At 53.9% G+C, this 17,039-nt stretch carries 18 protein-coding genes; 13 read left to right on the top strand and 5 right to left on the bottom strand.

Annotated features, from left to right (window positions below):
- The first annotated feature begins 10 nt into the window (after window positions 1–10).
- The 4 genes from ACZ5M3_RS05205 (at window position 11) to ACZ5M3_RS05190 (ending at window position 4,425) form a co-directional block, all read left to right on the top strand.
- A complete protein-coding gene (locus tag ACZ5M3_RS05205) occupies window positions 11–334 on the top strand; it encodes a hypothetical protein (protein ID WP_464840585.1) in 324 nt (107 codons plus the stop codon).
- Window positions 335–689: 355 nt separating this feature from the next.
- A complete protein-coding gene (locus tag ACZ5M3_RS05200) occupies window positions 690–2,441 on the top strand; it encodes an OPT family oligopeptide transporter (RefSeq protein ID WP_464840584.1) in 1,752 nt (583 codons plus the stop codon).
- A gap of 4 nt (window positions 2,442–2,445) precedes the next feature.
- The gene (locus ACZ5M3_RS05195) at window positions 2,446–2,964 is read left to right on the top strand and encodes a cell division protein (RefSeq protein WP_464840583.1); all 519 of its coding nucleotides are present in this window, start codon (window positions 2,446–2,448) and stop codon (window positions 2,962–2,964) included.
- Window positions 2,965–3,057: 93 nt separating this feature from the next.
- Window positions 3,058–4,425, top strand: a complete 1,368-nt coding sequence (locus ACZ5M3_RS05190) for an ATP-binding protein (protein WP_464840582.1) — start codon at window positions 3,058–3,060, stop codon at window positions 4,423–4,425.
- 4 nt (window positions 4,426–4,429) lie between these two features.
- Here ACZ5M3_RS05190 and trm14 read toward each other — a convergent pair whose 3' ends face one another.
- The 3 genes from trm14 to ACZ5M3_RS05175 are packed head-to-tail and all read right to left on the bottom strand — an operon-like array spanning window position 4,430 to window position 6,896.
- Window positions 4,430–5,527: a tRNA (guanine(6)-N2)-methyltransferase gene (trm14, locus tag ACZ5M3_RS05185; RefSeq protein ID WP_464840581.1), complete on the bottom strand. Its 1,098-nt coding sequence runs from the start codon at window positions 5,525–5,527 to the stop codon at window positions 4,430–4,432.
- Window positions 5,528–5,533: 6 nt separating this feature from the next.
- Window positions 5,534–6,607 carry a GTPase gene (locus ACZ5M3_RS05180; RefSeq protein WP_464840580.1) on the bottom strand — a complete coding sequence of 358 codons (1,074 nt, stop codon included), beginning with the start codon at window positions 6,605–6,607 and terminating at the stop codon, window positions 5,534–5,536.
- Window positions 6,564–6,896 (bottom strand): TIGR04076 family protein, encoded by a 333-nt coding sequence (locus ACZ5M3_RS05175; RefSeq protein WP_464840579.1) that lies wholly within the window; start codon window positions 6,894–6,896, stop codon window positions 6,564–6,566. Before ACZ5M3_RS05175 ends, ACZ5M3_RS05180 begins: the two co-directional genes overlap by 44 nt.
- Before the next feature lie 77 nt (window positions 6,897–6,973).
- Between ACZ5M3_RS05175 and ACZ5M3_RS05170 the strand changes: the two genes are divergently transcribed.
- From ACZ5M3_RS05170 to ACZ5M3_RS05150, 5 genes are read left to right on the top strand one after another with little or no spacing between them, the layout of a single operon-like run.
- Window positions 6,974–8,425 carry a DUF515 domain-containing protein gene (locus ACZ5M3_RS05170; RefSeq protein WP_464840578.1) on the top strand — a complete coding sequence of 484 codons (1,452 nt, stop codon included), beginning with the start codon at window positions 6,974–6,976 and terminating at the stop codon, window positions 8,423–8,425.
- A gap of 10 nt (window positions 8,426–8,435) precedes the next feature.
- Entirely contained in the window at window positions 8,436–9,416 is a 981-nt protein-coding gene (locus tag ACZ5M3_RS05165; protein ID WP_464840577.1) for a hypothetical protein, read from the top strand.
- 6 nt (window positions 9,417–9,422) lie between these two features.
- On the top strand, window positions 9,423–11,285 hold the full coding sequence (locus ACZ5M3_RS05160; RefSeq protein ID WP_464840576.1) for a CpaF family protein: 1,863 nt from the start codon (window positions 9,423–9,425) through the stop codon (window positions 11,283–11,285).
- A gap of 10 nt (window positions 11,286–11,295) precedes the next feature.
- A complete protein-coding gene (locus tag ACZ5M3_RS05155; protein WP_464840575.1) occupies window positions 11,296–12,360 on the top strand; it encodes a type II secretion system F family protein in 1,065 nt (354 codons plus the stop codon).
- A 5-nt stretch (window positions 12,361–12,365) separates the two neighbouring features.
- Window positions 12,366–13,268, top strand: coding sequence for a type II secretion system F family protein (locus tag ACZ5M3_RS05150; RefSeq protein WP_464840574.1), 903 nt, complete (start codon window positions 12,366–12,368; stop codon window positions 13,266–13,268).
- Here ACZ5M3_RS05150 and ACZ5M3_RS05145 read toward each other — a convergent pair.
- Window positions 13,245–13,742, bottom strand: a complete 498-nt coding sequence (locus ACZ5M3_RS05145; protein ID WP_464840573.1) for an FKBP-type peptidyl-prolyl cis-trans isomerase — start codon at window positions 13,740–13,742, stop codon at window positions 13,245–13,247. The genes ACZ5M3_RS05150 and ACZ5M3_RS05145 overlap by 24 nt on opposite strands.
- A 135-nt stretch (window positions 13,743–13,877) precedes the next feature.
- On the opposite strand from ACZ5M3_RS05145, the gene ACZ5M3_RS05140 reads away from it, so the two are divergent.
- Complete coding sequence (locus ACZ5M3_RS05140; protein ID WP_297090384.1) at window positions 13,878–14,171, top strand: hypothetical protein; 294 nt, start codon at window positions 13,878–13,880, stop codon at window positions 14,169–14,171.
- A 9-nt stretch (window positions 14,172–14,180) separates the two neighbouring features.
- Here ACZ5M3_RS05140 and ACZ5M3_RS05135 read toward each other — a convergent pair whose 3' ends face one another.
- On the bottom strand, window positions 14,181–14,675 hold the full coding sequence (locus ACZ5M3_RS05135; protein ID WP_464840745.1) for a DUF2118 family protein: 495 nt from the start codon (window positions 14,673–14,675) through the stop codon (window positions 14,181–14,183).
- A gap of 69 nt (window positions 14,676–14,744) precedes the next feature.
- On the opposite strand from ACZ5M3_RS05135, the gene ACZ5M3_RS05130 reads away from it, so the two are divergent.
- Genes ACZ5M3_RS05130 through ACZ5M3_RS05120 form a run of 3 tightly spaced genes read left to right on the top strand, consistent with a single transcriptional unit; the run spans window position 14,745 to window position 16,966 of the window.
- Window positions 14,745–15,605: a DUF4129 domain-containing protein gene (locus tag ACZ5M3_RS05130; protein WP_464840572.1), complete on the top strand. Its 861-nt coding sequence runs from the start codon at window positions 14,745–14,747 to the stop codon at window positions 15,603–15,605.
- Window positions 15,595–16,044, top strand: a complete 450-nt coding sequence (locus tag ACZ5M3_RS05125) for a hypothetical protein (protein WP_464840571.1) — start codon at window positions 15,595–15,597, stop codon at window positions 16,042–16,044. The genes ACZ5M3_RS05130 and ACZ5M3_RS05125 overlap by 11 nt, the downstream gene beginning before the upstream one ends.
- Window positions 16,013–16,966, top strand: a complete 954-nt coding sequence (locus tag ACZ5M3_RS05120; protein WP_464840570.1) for an AAA family ATPase — start codon at window positions 16,013–16,015, stop codon at window positions 16,964–16,966. The genes ACZ5M3_RS05125 and ACZ5M3_RS05120 overlap by 32 nt, the downstream gene beginning before the upstream one ends.
- Window positions 16,967–17,039: the final 73 nt, after the last annotated feature.

Raw genomic sequence — 17,039 nt, 5'->3', positions numbered from 1 at the left:
AGGTGGTGTCATGAAGCCCGTCCGTTGGCTGGTGGTTGTCGTCATTGTCCTCTCAATCCTGATCGCGGGCTGTCTCGACAACAACTTCGTTTACGCCAGGGGAAAGAGCGTTCCAGCCGGGGAGAGCAGAGAGTGGCCCTTCAGGGGTCCGGCGAATCTGACGGTTGAGATAAGCTCCAGCGTTCCCATTGAGGTGAAGGTTGTCTCCTCCGACGGGACCGTGCTGAGGGACTTTGGAACCGTCAGGGAAGTGAATGCGGTCGTTGAACTTCCGGAGGGCAGGTGGAAGGTCGTGGTGAGGAACCCGGCAAAGAGACCGCGGTCATTGACGTGACCATTAAGGTCTGAGCCTTCGTTTTTCCCAGAACTTTTCCTAAATCGCTTCAGCATTTTCAAGTTTCAACTAACCATCGTTCGGCAGATTAAACGGCACGTTAAACACCCTTCGAGCCTTCAATGTCGTAATGTGCGTTAGTGTTCATCTGTTCATCTTACTGATGAACTTTTATTCATGCCGATACTAAAAACGGCATAAAGGTCTTTTTTGACCCGTTCCTGGTTTTATCTTCGCTTTCTTGACCTTTGCAGGTCTGAAAAACTTTATATTTTGGAAAAGAGCGATATCTAGGGATTACACGTCCTGTAGGCATGTGGACATGAATGCCCATAACCGTACAGGAGGTTGGGAGATGGCGGACGCCAACTGGAAGCTTGGAGACGCGAGCTGGAAGCGTAAGGATTCGGACGAGACCTACCGCGAAGTGACGCCCGCTGCTATAATACTGGGTGTCATCTGGGGCGCCTTCATGGCCGCCAGCTTCACCTACGCGGGAATGATAATGGGCTTCACCTCCGGCGGTTCGGCGATAGCTGCCATCGTCGGCTGGGGAGTCCTCAGGGGAATCCTCAAAAAGGGAACCGTCGTCGAGAACAACATCGTCCAGACCATAGCCTCTGCCGTCAACATCTCGGTCTCGGGAGTCATCTTCACCATCCCGGCGCTCTACATCATGGGCCTGCACCAGGAGATAAACACGACATACTTCTTCCTCGCCACCGCGGCCGGGGCGATACTGGGAATCACCTTCATCATCCCGCTGAGGAAGCAGATGATCGAGATCGACAGGCTTCGCTTCCCGACCGGTACGGCAGTTGCCACCGTCCTCAAGACCCCTGGAAGCGGAATCGAGAAGGCCAGACTGCTCTTCCTCGGCATGGGGATCAGCGCGGCCGTCTACCTCGTCCAGCAGTTCCCGGTGCTCGGCCTCCCGGAGATAATCCCCGAGTACATTGACATCGGCGCCATCCTTCACCTTCCCGAGTGGGTGAGCCTCGCCATGGCCCTCTCGCTCATGGTCTTCGGCATGGGTCTCATCACCGGAAGGAACGGTCTCATAGTCCTTGCCGGTGGAATACTCTCCTACTACATCATAACCCCAATAGTTAAGAGCCTCGGCTGGCTCCCGGGCGACGTCACCGGCGGCGCGATCAGCGGCTTCGTCTACGCCAACATGACCAGGCCCCTCGGCATCGGTATGCTCCTCGGCGGCTCGATAGCCGGCCTCATCCTCTCGATGCCGGTCATCATCGTCGCCCTCAGGAGCATAGCCAGCGCGAGCAAGCTTGGAACGGGCAGGAACGAGGAGCTCCCGATCAAGTACCTCTACGCGGGAATAGCTTTGGCCTTCCTCCTCCTGCTGATCACCACCTACAGGCTCGGCAACCTCGGCATCGGCAGGAGCCTGCTCACAGCCCTCGTCGGCGTCGCCTGGATATTCGTCGCCTCGCTGCTCGTGGCAATGTCCACCGGAATGACCGACTGGAGCCCTGTCTCCGGTCTCTCCCTCGTGTCGGTCATGATACTCCTCTACCTCACTGGCAAGCAGGTGCCGCTGACCATACTCCTCGGAGCCACCGTCGGCGTCGCCATCTCGGGTGCGGCAGACATGATGCAGGATCTCAAGACCGGCCACCTCGTCGGCGGCATTCCCTCCAGGCAGCAGAAGGTCGAGCTGCTCACCGCCTGGATAGGGCCGATAATAGCCCTCACCGTCGTCGGACTCATCTGGAAGGCCTACGGAATAGGAAACGAGGCCGTCCCGGCACCGCAGGCGATGGCCCTCAGGTCTATGGTCGAGGCCATTCTCGGCGGCAACGTTCCGATCGACAAGTTCATCGCCGGCGGAATCCTCGGCTTCGCCCTCTCAATGAGCGGGATACCTGGACTCGGCGTCCTCGTCGGCCTGTCGATGTACCTGCCGATGCTCTACATCCTGCCCTACGGACTCGGCTGTATCGTCCACGAGGTGGCGAAGAGGAAGAAGGGCAACGAGTTCATAACCGAAAAGGTCCTTCCGGTGGCAGCTGGGCTGATGGTCGGTGAGGCCGCGATGACGCTCCTCTTCGCGGTGCTCACCGTTGCAGGAGTCATCCACCCGTGAGGTGATGGGAATGAAGAAGCTCATCGGAAACGTACTCCTCACAGCCGGACTCATCGGGGGCGCCATAACGGCCGCCAGGATACCGCCAATGTGGGGCGGCTTAGCTGCTTCCCTCGCGGTTATGGGCGTCGGAATATTCCTCAGGAGGCAGGGCACTAGGGAGGAGCTCCACAGGGCGGCCGAGAGCGGCACCGGTGGGGTCAGGGAACTTGAGAGGCTCCTTGGGGAGGTCCTGGTCAGGCTCGAGAAGATCCTCGACGCCCCGGCAGAGAAGGCCCACGCAGAGCTCACCAAGATACTTGAAGAACTCGACGAGTTCGCCGAGAAGGCCCAGCCGCTCCGCATTGAGGGCCTTATGACCTACGGAAAGATAATGAGCATCTTCAGCAGGGGCGAGAGGGCTCTCAACAGGGCCTGGAGCGCCTTCGCCGACGGCTACGAGAAGGAGGGAAGGAGGTACCTCCGCTACGGATATGAAGACCTTAAGGAGACCCTCAGTGCAGTTAAGGCCCTGAGGGTCTGAGCCCTGTTTTTTCTTTCTTTCAAGGTTTTTCAGTTCATGAGTTTGTGGTTCTGTGGCAAAAGTCTTAAATAGTTATATGTCGGGTATAATACTATGCCAATAACTTTCGTTGACAGGGAGAGCGAGCTCTCCTTCATGGAGGAGCTCTGGAAGAGGGAGAACTCCTTCCTCCCGATATATGGGCGGAGGAGGGTAGGGAAGACCCGCCTGGTAAAGGAGTTCATCAAGGGCAAGCCAGCCGTATATCACCTTGTCAGAAACAGCACCTATCTTGACAATCTGAGGGACTTCGCGGGGGCGGTTCTTGAGAAGTATCCGAGCCATTATCTGACTTCTGAGTCGTTCTCAAGCTTTGTGGACGTTTTTAGGTACCTGGGCGAGAGGGGGAAGATTTTGGTTGTGATAGACGAGTTCCCCTACCTCATTCAGTCTGACAAGAGGGTTCTCAGTGAGTTCCAGTACATAGTCGACGAGGTCGTGAGGGCTTCCAGGCTTCACCTGATCCTCGTTGGTTCAAGCGTTGGCATGATGGAGGAGCACGTCCTGAGCCAGAGGAGTCCCCTCTACGGCAGGAGGGACGGCCAGATAAGGCTTGAACCCCTCGATTTCTTTAACTCATGGAAGCTCCTCGGAGTCGATGCAGAGGAGGCAGTGAGGATATACGGTATAACGGGTGGAATTCCGGCCTATCTACTCCTATTCAACCGCTTTGAGGACGTGAAGAAGCTCGCGTTCAGCAAACATGGCTTTCTCTACGCAGAGGGGGATTTCCTCCTTTCGAGCGAGCTGAGGGAACCGAGGGTCTACAAGCTCATCCTGAAGGCGATAGCCGAGGGAAGGACGCGCTTTAACGAGATAAGCACCTTCACGGGGATACCCCGCTCGAACCTCTTCAAGTACGTCGAAGTCCTTGAGAGGCTCGGCTTTTTGAGGAGGGAAAGGCCAGTAACGGCTCCGTTGAAAACCAAGAACACCCGCTATAGGATAGCTGACAACTACATCCGCTTTTACTTCCGCTTCGTGGAGCGGTACAGGGACGATGTGGAGCTTGAGAGCCTCGACTTCTGGGGGGAGTTCCTCGAAGAATACAATATCTACCTCGGCAGGATATTCGAAGATGTCGCGAGGCAGTTCTTGGTGGAGCTGAATAGGGCTGGAAAGTTACCGTTCCGATTCACGAAAATCGGGCGCTGGTGGCGTAAGAACCAGGAGATTGACTTAGTGGCTTTGAACGAGCGGGATAAGAAAGCCCTCTTCGTGGAGGTCAAGTGGAAAGACCTGAGCGAGAGGGAAGCGAGGAGAGTTTTGAAGGACCTGGAAAGAAAGGCGGAACTCGTTGGGCTGGAAGGCTGGGAGAAGAGCCATGGGATAGTGGGGAAAAAAGTCGAGGGTAAAGAAGAGCTCGGGAAAAACGGCCTCCTCGCGTGGGATTTAAGCGACTTTGTAGAGTTGCGCCCTTAGTCCCTCATTCTATAACGTATGTGTGCACCATCAGTCCGCCGTGCCCGATGAGCCTGTGATGCTTGATCTCGAAGCCGTTCTCGGTTATGGCTCTCTCTATCGCCCTCTTCTCGGTCGTTATGAAGACGCCGCGCTTCTCAAGGATCTTCGCCAGCTCCGAAAAGAACTCCGCGTAAAGCTTTGGTATCATGCTCTTCCTCCCTATTTTCAGGCCGTAGGGGAGGTTGCTCACCGCAAAGTCCGCGCTTTCAACGTACCCGCTCAGCTTGGTGGCATCGCCGAGGATGAACTCTATTTTGTCGCGAACTCCAGCCGCCAGGGCGTTCATCTCCGCCCCGCGCAGGTGCTTGCGGTACTTCTCAAGGCCGATTATCCGTCCATCGTAGCCCCTCAGGGCCAGCTCTATTGGAATAGTCCCGCTCCCGCAGAATGGGTCTATGAAGGAGCCCCCGTCCGGCTTGGCCAGCTCTATCAGCGCGTTCGCTATGCTGGCCTTGAGGTGCGCCGGGTGGTCGTAAACTCTCCACGGCCTCTTGTGGAGGGAACTGTCTCCTGTCGTATCTATCCCGAGGAAGAAGACCTCGCCTACCAGCTCGGCCCTGAAAATAACTGCAGGGTGGTCGAGATTGACCCTCGGCGTCCCGAAGCGGGAGAGGCGGTCGAAGATTGCCTTTCCAACTGTTTTCGCAATGTCGAGGCTCGTTATCCTGTGCTCGCCCTTTCGGAAGCTCCTCACGGCGAAGCTCTCGCTGGTTTTGACGTATCGCTCCACAGGAAGCCCCGAGACGAACTCCTCTATTCTCCTCAGCGCCTTCTCGGGCTCTTCCTCACCTATCCCCTCAAACCTCTCGCTGGCCATCTCGACTATTACACGGTGGAGGAGCCTTGAGCGCTCGTTGAGGTACGTTGGGACGCTCAGCTCTCTCTTCCGTCCCTTTTCATCGGTGTAGAAGGCCTCGCCTACCTCTGCCAGAACCCTTCCCTCAACGCCGAGCGGCTTTTCCTCCACCCGAGACGGAACTTCCAGCTCGGAGAGCAGACTCTCAACCTCGGCCTTGGCTAAATCCTCAATCCCCTGTGAAGTCGTCAGCAAAAGCCTCATACCGCATCACTCCATTATCACGACTACCCCTTTCCACTTCTTCCCGAAGCACTCACTCGCCAGAACGTGTTTGCCGGTGAGCCTTTCGAGGAGCTTTATCCCGCCGTCGCACTTCTTGAAGCCGGTTGCTATCCCAACTGTGAAGCCCTCTATCTCCCGTATCCCCACGCGTTTCTGGTTGTCGAGCTTTTTCCTTAACTCGTCTCCATACTTCCAGAGGATCCTCCTTGGGTCTAGTAGGAGCTCTCTTTCAATCCCGTCCAGGACGTCCTCGAAGTCCCGCGTAAATTCCTCCTCCCTCTTCTCATCCTTTCCGAAGAGGGTAAAGCGACCCGTCTGCCACTCCCTCAGGAACCACCTCGCCGTCTCCTCGATATCGACCTCACCCCCGGCCTTTATCAGACCCCTTCTCTCGCCGATTTTTCTGAGGATTTCCTCCTCGCTCTCGAACTCATCTATTCCGAACTTCTCGGTTATTGCCTCCTTTCTCGTTTCGAGGATGCGCGAGATGAGCTTCAAAGCGGGTTTTACGGGTTCGTCTATCTTGTCTGCGGGAAAGCCTCCTTTGATGACGAGCTCGTCGAAGTCATCTATTGGAACAACGCCAGGAGAGTCCAAAAGCCATATCTTCTTACTGAGCCGTATCAGCTGCTTTCCCTTCGTGTAGCCCGGTATCGGGGCGGTACCGACGGCCTTCTTGCCCTTCAGGGTGTTGATTATCGTGCTCTTCCCAACGTTGGGGTATCCTATGAGGGCGACCTTAACCTTCTCCCTCTCGTCGAGCAGGGGTTTTGCGAGCTTCCTTATTTCCTTCCTCAGGATTCCCGTCCCTTTCCTCTCCCTGGCGCTTATGAAGACGACCGGAAGGTCGCTCCTTCTCTTGTACTCCTCCGCCCACTCCTTCGGCACCAAATCCGCCTTGTTCATCACTATAAGGAGCGGTTTGCCCTCCTCCTGGACGAGCCTCTCAAGCTTTCTGTTCCTCGTCCCTATCGGGTCCCTCGCGTCGACTACCTCAACGATGATGTCGGCCTCGTCAACTACCTCCCTCACTATCCTCCACGCCTTCCTCTGCTTCATCTCTAACCACCGTTATCTCAAAGATTACCGTACCGCCGTCCGTGTAGGGCGGTCCGGGGTCAAGGCACTGGACGTAGGCTTTCTCTCCCCTGCCAAGCCCTAGTTCACTGGGCTTAATACCCTTTCGCAGAGCAACTATGTAGGGCAGCAGCGATGCAAAGGCATGGGTGCATATGGCGTCGGTTTCGTCCAGGTTGACCTCTGCACCCTCGACCACTATTCTGTCCCCGAGGCTAAAAACGGGACATTTCCCCCGGATTTTTATTACTCTAATCTCTAACCGCTCCATACATCTCACCGAAACCTAAATAAAGATTGAAGTTCAAAAAACTATTCGACATAAGAAGCTGGTTATGATAACGATTGATGGTGGTGCTCAACGTGTCCGAGGATATCGAGGCGAAAATCCGCCGCCTTAGAGAGCTGGGTAAAGCCAGCGTAGAGCCTGAGGCCCCTAAAACGGCCAAGCCCCCTGTCAAGAAACCTCCTAAAAAGCCCCGTCCCGTGGGCAGTATCAGGGAGAGAGAAAGGAGAAAACGTATTCTCATTGGTGCATCAATCGTCATAATCGTGATTTTGATAATTTCTATAGGAGCCTACATTTACATGGAAAACCGCGCCGCCCAGGAACTCAGCCAGGCCAAAAGCAAAAAGCTCGCAGAGGTCAACTATTATTTTAAGCCCGGAAGTGAGCTCATGAACACGACGTTTGGAAAGAACGCCCGCGATGATCTAATCAGAAAGATAAACGCTGCCCAGACTGTTGATGAGGTTCAATCAATAGACGTTAAAGCTGCCTATCAGGAGGCGTGGAACCAGTACCAGGCATATCTCGAGGAACAGAAGCGCCTTGAGATGGAGCGTCAGCTCAACCAGACCAAGAAGGAGAAGATAAGCCAGATCGAGGCCCAGTTCAGCCAGCTTCTCGCCATGCCGCTGCCCGACAACCTTAAGAAGAAGGTCATTGACTCCATGAACAGCCTCGAAGAACAGGTCATGAGCGCCACCAGTGAGCAGCAGGTCAACGCAGTAAACGCCGACCCGTATCTCCTAGAGCTCTGGAGGGAGTACTACTACTACGTCATTGACACAATCCCGACCCAGAACGTCATCCTTGAGAGGGACAACGTCAAGAAGATAGTCACCAAGGCCGAGGCCAAATCCGTCCTCGGAGGTATACTCGACTATAGGGAGCTCATCCAGTACAAGGTTTACAAGGTCGAGTTCGTTGACATCGCCCTCGTCCTCTCAAGGGACAAGATAAACGGCGCTTTCCTTGCTCCGGGAGACAAGATCATGATATTCGCCAAGAACGCGACCAATGCGCCCTTCAAAGAGATAGTCAACGAGGGCTATGTTGAGCTTGTTCTCCTGCCGACCCAGGCCGGAACCATATCCGTCAACGAGGCTCAGAGCCAGACGAGCTCATCGAGCACCACCTCATCCACTCAGTACTCCGAGCAGCACAACACCCAGTACACGCCGGGCGACACTTCCATAACCAACGGACAGGCCATCAGCGACATATACACCAACTCCCAGACTGCCAGCCAGAGCGCATCCGCCAGCTACAGCTACACCGTTGACCTCACCGAGATCCTTAAGGCCATCGCGGCCGGCAAGATACAGGCCAGCGAGGACGTCAGGGAGCAGCTCAGGGCATACGGCTGGGAGATAGTCGACCTTGAGAAGGAATCTGGCATGCTCGTGCTCGACCCGAACACCCAGTTCCTGATAATAGTGAAGGTGCCCTCAATATTCGTGCCGGACATACTCTCCAACCAGCAGTACCTGTACATCGCTAAGGTCGCGACATGAGGTGATCATAATGAAGCGCCTCACAGCATCTCTCTTTATTCTTTTGTTAGCCGCATCTCTAGTCAGTGCAGCTACTTACACCCTCCCCGGTGACACCTACAACAACATCGGGGTTATGGGGGAGGTTCTGATAAACCTAAACGTGACTGTGGTCAACACCGCCCCCTTCCCCAAGTTCATCGTTGTCAACCCTCGCTATGACTTCACCGTTTACAGACTGGATAACAGTGAGAGCGTTCAGGCATTCCTTTTGGGCGATACCGTTGTTCACAACATCTCGAACGTCCAGAGAACAACCCTGAACTACTACACCGGTTTCTGGATAATGCCGTATGAAACCGTTGTTGTCAACTTTAGAATAACGTCCCACTACTCGTACATAATTCCGACCGTCGATTACCAGACGGTGTGCGGCGACTCCGCCAAGATAACCTCCGTGAAGTACAACGGAAGCAGCGTCAGCGGAGTCGTCCAAGACCTTGATGATATCGGCGTTTTGAGCTGCGGTGTGATGTATCCCCAGCTTATAAACACCCCGAAGGTTATCTACATGAGGAGCATGTTCCCGATTATCGATGGGCACATCAAAATCCTCAGATATGAGGGGGACGTCACATTCCGTCTGACCAACGTTCCAAACGATGCCGGGATATTTAACACCTTCTTTGCAGCTGCGATACCTGTCATCTTCGACGGGGCAAACATGACCGACTTCACCCCGAACTACACGATGACCTACAGAGACTATATGGAGGAGTTCATCTGGAAGTACAAGGGCCTCAATCCACCCCAGAAGACCCAGCCACAGCCTCTTCCATCAATGCCCGGGATGTTCCAGCTTTCAAACAGCCTGATAAGCGGGGTGTCGGTTGGAGTCCCGGAGCTTAAACCGCCCGAGCAGGCAGGCTTCGACTTCCCGGTTTGGATAATATTCATGGGCAGAGGTGTTGATATAACCTATCACGTTAGCTGGAAGACTGAGGGGCGGTGAGCGTTGGTGCCGGACGAGAAGAAAAAGAAGAAGGAAACTGTCTCGTGGATTGATGAGATACTGAACGGAGAGGATGACCTCCTTGAGAACGTGCTCAAGAAGGACAAGAAAAAGGAGGAAGAGGAGGAGCATCTTCCTTTTGTGAGGGAAGAGGGAGGTATCGATCTTGAGGAGATCCTCAGCCGTCCTTCCCCGGAGGAAGCAATAACTAGCAGGCCTACTGGGGTAGACATACTGGGCGAGATACTGGTCAAAGAGGAGAAAGCCCCTCCCAAAAAACCCAAGCCTGCTCCCAAGTCAAGACCCCCTTCGACCCTTCAGGACATACTGGGCTCTTCGATTCGCTCGGAGGAGGCCACCTACGCCGGAAAGGCCGAGGTTCTTGATGCATACGGAAATGTTCGCATACTCCGTGTAAAGGGTGAGCCCGTTCCCATATATGAGATACGCCTCCCCAAGCTGAGCCGTGAGGAGGAAGAGCTGTTCAAGAGGATAAAAGACAGGGCGATAACTGAGCTTCAGATAGATCCAAGCGCCTTCCCTGACGTTGAGGAGCGCAGGCGCGTCTTCATGAACGCCGTCAGGCGGATGATCAAGGAAGAGGCCCCCCATTTCTCAGAGGGCAGGATTGAGGTTCTCACGGAGATGATAGTCCAGTCCATGATCGGCTACGGTAAGCTCGATCCTCTCGTCCGCGACGACAACCTTGAGGAAATAATGGTTATCGGAACAAACAGGCCCGTGTACGTCTGGCACAGGCGCTTTAACATGTGCAAGACCAACATAATCTTCCCGGAGGAGAAGGAGATACTCAACATAATAGAGCGCATCGCGAGGGAAGTCGGAAGGAGAATAGACCAGCAGAGTCCGCTCCTCGATGCACGTCTCCCGGACGGAAGCCGTGTAAACGCCACTATACCCCCGATCAGCATAGACGGTCCCACCATAACCATCCGTAAGTTCAAGAAAGACCCGCTCACGATAATTGACCTCATAAAATACGGAACAATGAACACGGACATAGCGGCTCTCCTCTGGATATTCGTCGACGGCCTTGGAGTTAAACCTGCCAACGTTCTCGTGGCGGGGGGCACTGGATCCGGAAAGACGACCACCCTGAACTCCCTGGCGATGTTTATACCTCCAAGCGAGCGTGTTATCACGATAGAGGACACCGCCGAGCTTCAGCTCCCGGTTGAACACTGGATCAGGCTTGAGACGAGACCGCCCAACGTTGAGGGCAGGGGAGAAATCACGATGGACGATCTCGTGAAGAACACCCTCCGTATGCGTCCCGACAGAATCATAGTCGGTGAGGTTCGTGGCCCCGAGGCCAGGACGATGTTCACTGCAATGAACACGGGGCACGATGGATGTATGGGAACCATCCACTCCAACAGTGCGAGGGAAACCATAGTTCGTCTTGAGAGCCCCCCAATGAATGTTCCGAGGATAATGATACCTGCCCTTGACATAATCATAATGCAGGTAAGGTTCCACAGCAGGAAGAAGGGAACCATAAGGCGCATTACTGAGATTGCGGAGATATCTGGTATAGAAGGAGAAAGCGTCCAGCTGAACAAGCTCTATAAATATGATCCTGCGAAGGACGAGCTTATACCCACGGGCGTCCCCAGCAGAACTCTCAATACACTTGCCCACCACACCGGAATGAACATATCCGAACTTGAGTTCGAGAAGGAGAAGCGCAAGATAATCCTCGACTGGATGATAGAAAAGGGTATAAGAAGCATAGAGAAGGTTGGATATTACATAAGGCAGTTCTACATAGATGAAGAGGCGCTGTTCAGGAGAATCCAGGCAGAGAGCAGCATCGAAACCAGCAAACAGGTTAAGAATATAATCTAAGGTGATAATCGTGGGCGTCGTTAAAGCCATCACCGACTTTTTGGAACGCCTAGGCGGAAAGACTGTCGAGGTAGCGGAGAAGCCCATAAGGAGAATTCCACAGGGAAAGAGTGTTCAGGAAAGGCTCAGGGCGCTCAAGGAGCTCCAGAAGGAGGTAGAAAAAGAAAAAGCCACGGAAAAGAAAGAAAAAGAACTTGAGGAACTGCTTGAATGGAGGAAGAAGGAGATACAAAAGCCCTTTTCAGAGAGACTCGCGGAGACCGTGCTCCGCTACTTTAAAGGCCCGGTGGAGACGCTTACGAACTCGCTGAGGGGGCTTGACCAGGATCTCTACAGGGCAAGTATCTTAATGCCTCAGGAAAAGTATGTCGCCCTAATGCTCGCGGTGGCAATTTTTGCCGGCATTTTTGGATTTCTATTTGCATATCTACTGTACGTTCCGGTTGATATGTCTGCCCTGGTGGGATTCCTGGGTTTTGTGGGCGGTTTCATGTACATGAGGTACTACCCGAGGATGGTCTGGAAGCGCAGGGTTGTTGAGGTAGAGAGGGCTATGCCCTACGCCCTGAGGCACATGGCGTCCCTCCTGAGTGCGGGCGTTGGTATCTCCGAGGCCCTGCTCTCGGTTGCCCGTGCAGATTATGGCGTCATCTCCGAAGAGTTCGAGCTCATCCTTAGGGACATGAGGACTGGTTCGTCCTTTGAGGATGCCCTCACAAAGTTTGACGAGAAGATGGCTTCAGAAAACGTCAGCCGCGTCGTCAAGCAGATACTGAGGGCAATTAAGTTCGGTGGAAACCTTTCCGAGATTCTCTACAAGCTGGCGGAGGACTTTGCCTTTGAATACAGAATGAAATTGGTTGAGTATGTCCAGAAGGTCAATGGTATAGCGTTTATCTACATGTTCATGACTATAGTCATGCCCACAATGTTTGTAGTGGGAATACTCGCAGGCTCAGTGATGGCCCAGCAGCTCATACTGCCCCCTGAGACCCTGGCGGTTATACTTCTCTTTGCTTTCCCAGCCCTGTCGTTTATAATCGTTAACATGATCAAGAAGGGAGAGCCGAGGTGACAGTGATGGCCGGTGGATTGTCCTCAGCGCTGATAAAAATCGTCGAGAGAATAGTTCCAAAGCGCTGGATGAGACGGTATGAGGTCTTCATATACTCTTCAGGTATAAACTTCCTTGCCGCCGAGTACCTCATAGTGTCCCTGCTGATCGGGATAATCGGCGGTCTTGTTACTGATCTGTTCCTTCATCCAGTGTATGCCGTTGCAACATTCGTGGCTCTTTTTGCAACAATGGCCTTTGGTTATCCGTACTGGAAAATCAGCAAGCGTATAGAGGAAATGGAGAAAATGCTGCCCGATGCGTTCTTCTATCTGGCCAGTTCTCTTAGGGCGGGAATCTCCTTCTCGGAGGCGCTGGAAGAGCTAACGACCACAAAGTTTGGTGCACTTACAGAAGAATTCAGGAGAACCGTCGCCGAAATAAAGAAAGGCCGTCCAACCGCCGAGGCACTCCGCGCCTTTGCGATCAGGAACATGAAGTCTCCGGTTATCTACCGCTCCATAATGATAATCATTGAGGCCCTTGAAAGGGGTGCACCAATGAGCGACGTTTTGGTTTACGTGGGAAACGATGTGAGGGAAATACTCAGGATAAAGCAGGAGAGGAAAGCCTCAACCGGTATGCAGGTCATGTTCTTCATAATAACCAGCGGATTCATAGGGCCTCTCATCCTGGGGATAGTGGCCCAGGTCATGTTCGCTATGAGCACGGGGAACGTGACTTTCCCGGTCGAGACCGTGAGAACCATACTTCTGGGCTTCGTTGCCCTTCAGGCGATAGTTTCAGGTCTGGGAATAGGGGTCATAAGAGAAGGGAAGTACTCAGCAGGCATCAAATACAGCCTGCTGCTTATGGTGATGGGCATAGCGGTCTTCCAGGGAACTTCAAGCCTCAACATTGGAATCTGAGGCCTCTCCCTCTTTAGCTTTCTGGATGTCAACTATTTCTACCTCAAAGATGAGGGTCTTCCCCGCGAGAGGGTGGTTGAAGTCGAGGGTGACGCTCTCCTCACCGACCTTCGCTATCTTGGCTATTCCCGAGTCGGTCATGACGTACATCCCTTCAACCGGCTCCAGGCCTGCGTTGGTGAACTCGGAGACCGGGACATCAATGACAAGCTCCGGGTTGGGCATTCCGTAGGCCTTCTCCGGGGGTATCGTGACCGTCTTTTTCTCCCCTATTTCCATGCCGATCAGGGCCTCGTCAAGGCCGGGAATTATCTCACCAACGCCGACGTTGACCCCGAGGGGACCGTACTCCCTCTCCTCAACGTATATGTCGTTTTCCTTGGCGATGTCCTCGTAACTGGTATCAAAAACTTCACCGTTCTCAAATCTGCCCACGTAGTGGAACACCACAAAATCTCCAGCTTCGATCTTCATTTTCTTCAACTCCAAAAGTCTCTTCATGGGGGGCTTGACCCAGCGCCTTATAACGGTTTTGGTGTTTTTCCACTTTGAACGATAAACACGGCAACTATATAAAGAACGTCACACCATTTAAAAATGGGTGATATCATGGGACATCTCTCCGAAATTCTCCGGAAGGAATACGGCGACCTCACCGTCAGAGACGTTTATTCCACGAAACTCGGAGATACTGATGTTGAGATAGTCGAGGTCTCAAAGGACGGCGAGAGGTTCATCGCCATGTTCCAGAGCCGTGAGGTGAAGGAAAACCTGTTCAGGTGGTCGCTGATAATAACAAGCGCCAAGCACACCAGAACCCTCAAGGGCATGGATTCCCTGGACGGAATAATCTTGGCCCTCAAGTCAAGCATAGACGCGATGGTTGTTGGGATGGAAGGGTAAAGAAAGAACCTACTCCTCGGGTAGGATGTAGTAAACGTAGTGCGGCCTGTTCGTCACCTCGTCTATGAACACGACCGTCCCGGTCCTGGGGGGCTTGAGGTAGTGTATTTCTCCTTTTCTCGTGGTTACCGCCGCGAAGGCGTCGCCGGTTCTCACCCTGTTCCCGACGTTCGCTATCAGGGTTTTCGTGTATCCCTCCACTGGGAGCAGGAGCAGTTCATCGCCCTTCCTCAGGTATATCCTCGTTCTCCCGTCCGGGAGGACCAGAACCGCATCCGTGAGCAGCTTACCCTCAATCCTGTCAACGTAGAGATAAAACCTGTCGTAAACTTCCTTCGCGAGGAATTTGGCGCCCTCCACATCGATGAAGTCGGGAACCTTTTCACCCCTCTTCAGCCACACCTCAACGTTCCCGCTGATGATAACGCAGTCTTTTATTGCCTCTCTTCCCTCAATGCACTCCTCGGGGGGAGCTTCAACGTAAAGCCTTGGAACCTTCTCCACCGTCATCACCTGACCTTTACCTGGGGGTAAAAGCTTTTAAACCTGCCCTCTCCAAACTCTCTGATAAAAATGTCCACCAGGGTAAAATTCTTGGCCCTCTTTGGACTGCTGTTTTCACTGATGATGCTGATGGTTAACTACAGCACTGCTCTATCCGGGGTCTCGAGGGGCACTCCAGCCCTATGGACGGGTGTTCTCGTGATGATCCTCGCGATAGTCGGCCTGTTCCTTATTGTGGGCGTCCTTCTTGGGTGGAGGGATCCCTTTCGGAGGCTTGACTCTGGGGGCACGGGCTTTCTCGCCCGGTACATCATGATGACCGTGGGGGGACTGGGGATCGCTCTCGTTCTGTACCTGATTCAAACGAATTCTTCCCCGGGATTCCCGTCAAACAACACCACCGCGTTGAACGGCTCGGTGAACGGTTCTCCTCCCATTCAGTCCACCCCCCAATCCCCCGCCTACTACAACAACACCCCGCCGGCATCGACGTTTGGGCGCTTCCTCACTTTCCAGTACATCCTCTATGCGCTTCTCCTTGTGGCAATAGCGGTCTTTGCATACCTTGCCGTGATCCAGTACAGGGATTATCTGCGGAAGAAGGAGCGTAGGGAGATGAAGCTCCGGGCCGAGCTGTTTGATAAAAAACTTGATGAACTCGGCCTTGAAATGTTCGAGAACCCAAGAGAGGCCGTCGTGGGGATATACAAGAACGCCGTTCTCTGGCTCAGCTACCTGGGTGTCCCCTATGAGGAGAGTTGGACACACTGGGAACATGTCAGGCATGTGGAGTACATGCACGACGCTTTCATCGAACTGACCCGGCTTTTCGAAAAGGCAAAATATGCCCCCGAAAAAATAACATGGGAGGATGCCGAGAGGGCACTGGAAGTTTATCGCACGATGCGGAGGGGTGTGAATGAAGTTTAATTATGCCCTCGCGATAGCCGCGATCCCCCTGGTCATCGCTATAATCGCGGGATCGTACATGGTTAGATGGCTGGCCGTCCTGATTCTAGGCAGCTTTTTGGCCTTTATCCTCTTTAATTTTGAGATACGGGTTCCCCTCCCCAAAAGAAAGCGCCAGCTTAGGGTCGAAAGAAAAACCGACATCGAAAGGATGGTGACCCTCATAGAACGCGCCAAGAAAGGGAAGGTCGCCCGTTCCCTTCTTGAGGAGAAGATAGCCGGAATATACGCCATGCTCTCCGATGATTATGACAGGGCCTTTTACTCCCTCACCTCCGAACCCAACGAGGCGATTAAGGCCCTCCGTTCGGATGGGGATTTTCTCGATAACCTTGAAAAGGCTCTAAAAATTGTGGAGGAGGATCTCTATGAAGATAGAAGAGGTAAGCTCCAGGGGTAATGCCGTCCTTGAGGAGGTCAAGAAGGCCATAGTCGGAAAGGACGAGGTGCTGAAGCTCATACTGACGACCATTCTGGCCGATGGACACATACTCCTCGAAGACCTGCCTGGCCTCGCCAAGACTCTCATGGCAAAGAGCTTTGCGACCGCCTTGGGGGTCAGGTTCAAGCGCGTCCAGTTCACGCCGGATCTTCTCCCCAGTGATATTCTGGGCGTCAGCGTTTTCAACCAGAAAACCCTTGAGTTCGAGTTTAAGAAGGGCCCAATCTTCACGAACATACTCCTTGCCGATGAGATCAACCGTGCTCCGCCCAAGACCCAGTCCGCTTTGCTTGAGGCTATGCAGGAAAGGCAGGTTACCGTTGAGGGAAACACCTACGAGCTGGAGCGGCCGTTTATAGTCGTGGCCACCCAGAATCCGATAGAGCAGGAGGGGACTTACCCTCTCCCGGAGGCCCAGCTCGACAGATTCCTCGTCAGGCTCCGCGTTGGATATCCCAGCAGGGGGGAGGAGATTGAAATACTCCGGAGGAGGATGGCCAGAAGGAAGGAGGAGGTCGATATAACCCCCATCCTGACCCCCGATGAGGTCGTCGAGATGCAGAGAACGATAGAGGACGTTTACGTCAGCGACGCTATCTTGGAGTACATAACCGACATAGTCCTAGCAACGAGGGAAGACAAGAAGGAGATAGAGGTTGGGGCATCCCCCAGGGGAAGTCTTGCCCTGCTCAAGCTCTCCAGGGCCTATGCCGCACTTGAGGGCAGGGACTACGTCATTCCCGACGACGTAAAGGCCGTCGCAGTCCCGGCGCTGAGCCACAGGCTCATCCTCAAGAGGGAGCTGTGGTACACGAAGGTCAGCCAGGAGAGTATAATGGCGAAGCTCCTTGAGCGCGTTCCGGTTCCCAAGTTTGAGTGAGGTGAAAGGGTGCAGGCCCAACCCCCTCTCTACGGCACGGCCCCCGTTGAGGAGAAGGAAGAGGCACCCACGG

It is taken from the genome of Thermococcus coalescens, assembly GCF_055392585.1.
Note: the sequence above shows the minus strand (reverse complement) of the source record. Positions and strands in the feature narration are given on the sequence as shown.

Bases quoted from the DNA above. Each gene is read 5' to 3' on its own strand.
- ACZ5M3_RS05205 (WP_464840585.1), top strand. From the start codon at position 11: ATGAAGCCCGTCCGTTGGCTGGTGGTTGTCGTCATTGTCCTCTCAATC.
- ACZ5M3_RS05200 (WP_464840584.1), top strand. From the start codon at position 690: ATGGCGGACGCCAACTGGAAGCTTGGAGACGCGAGCTGGAAGCGTAAG.
- ACZ5M3_RS05195 (WP_464840583.1), top strand. From the start codon at position 2,446: ATGGGAATGAAGAAGCTCATCGGAAACGTACTCCTCACAGCCGGACTC.
- ACZ5M3_RS05190 (WP_464840582.1), top strand. From the start codon at position 3,058: ATGCCAATAACTTTCGTTGACAGGGAGAGCGAGCTCTCCTTCATGGAG.
- trm14 (WP_464840581.1), bottom strand. From the start codon at position 5,527: ATGAGGCTTTTGCTGACGACTTCACAGGGGATTGAGGATTTAGCCAAG.
- ACZ5M3_RS05180 (WP_464840580.1), bottom strand. From the start codon at position 6,607: ATGAAGCAGAGGAAGGCGTGGAGGATAGTGAGGGAGGTAGTTGACGAG.
- ACZ5M3_RS05175 (WP_464840579.1), bottom strand. From the start codon at position 6,896: ATGGAGCGGTTAGAGATTAGAGTAATAAAAATCCGGGGGAAATGTCCC.
- ACZ5M3_RS05170 (WP_464840578.1), top strand. From the start codon at position 6,974: ATGGTGGTGCTCAACGTGTCCGAGGATATCGAGGCGAAAATCCGCCGC.
- ACZ5M3_RS05165 (WP_464840577.1), top strand. From the start codon at position 8,436: ATGAAGCGCCTCACAGCATCTCTCTTTATTCTTTTGTTAGCCGCATCT.
- ACZ5M3_RS05150 (WP_464840574.1), top strand. From the start codon at position 12,366: ATGGCCGGTGGATTGTCCTCAGCGCTGATAAAAATCGTCGAGAGAATA.
- ACZ5M3_RS05145 (WP_464840573.1), bottom strand. From the start codon at position 13,742: ATGAAGATCGAAGCTGGAGATTTTGTGGTGTTCCACTACGTGGGCAGA.
- ACZ5M3_RS05140 (WP_297090384.1), top strand. From the start codon at position 13,878: ATGGGACATCTCTCCGAAATTCTCCGGAAGGAATACGGCGACCTCACC.
- ACZ5M3_RS05130 (WP_464840572.1), top strand. From the start codon at position 14,745: ATGTCCACCAGGGTAAAATTCTTGGCCCTCTTTGGACTGCTGTTTTCA.
- ACZ5M3_RS05125 (WP_464840571.1), top strand. From the start codon at position 15,595: ATGAAGTTTAATTATGCCCTCGCGATAGCCGCGATCCCCCTGGTCATC.
- ACZ5M3_RS05120 (WP_464840570.1), top strand. From the start codon at position 16,013: ATGAAGATAGAAGAGGTAAGCTCCAGGGGTAATGCCGTCCTTGAGGAG.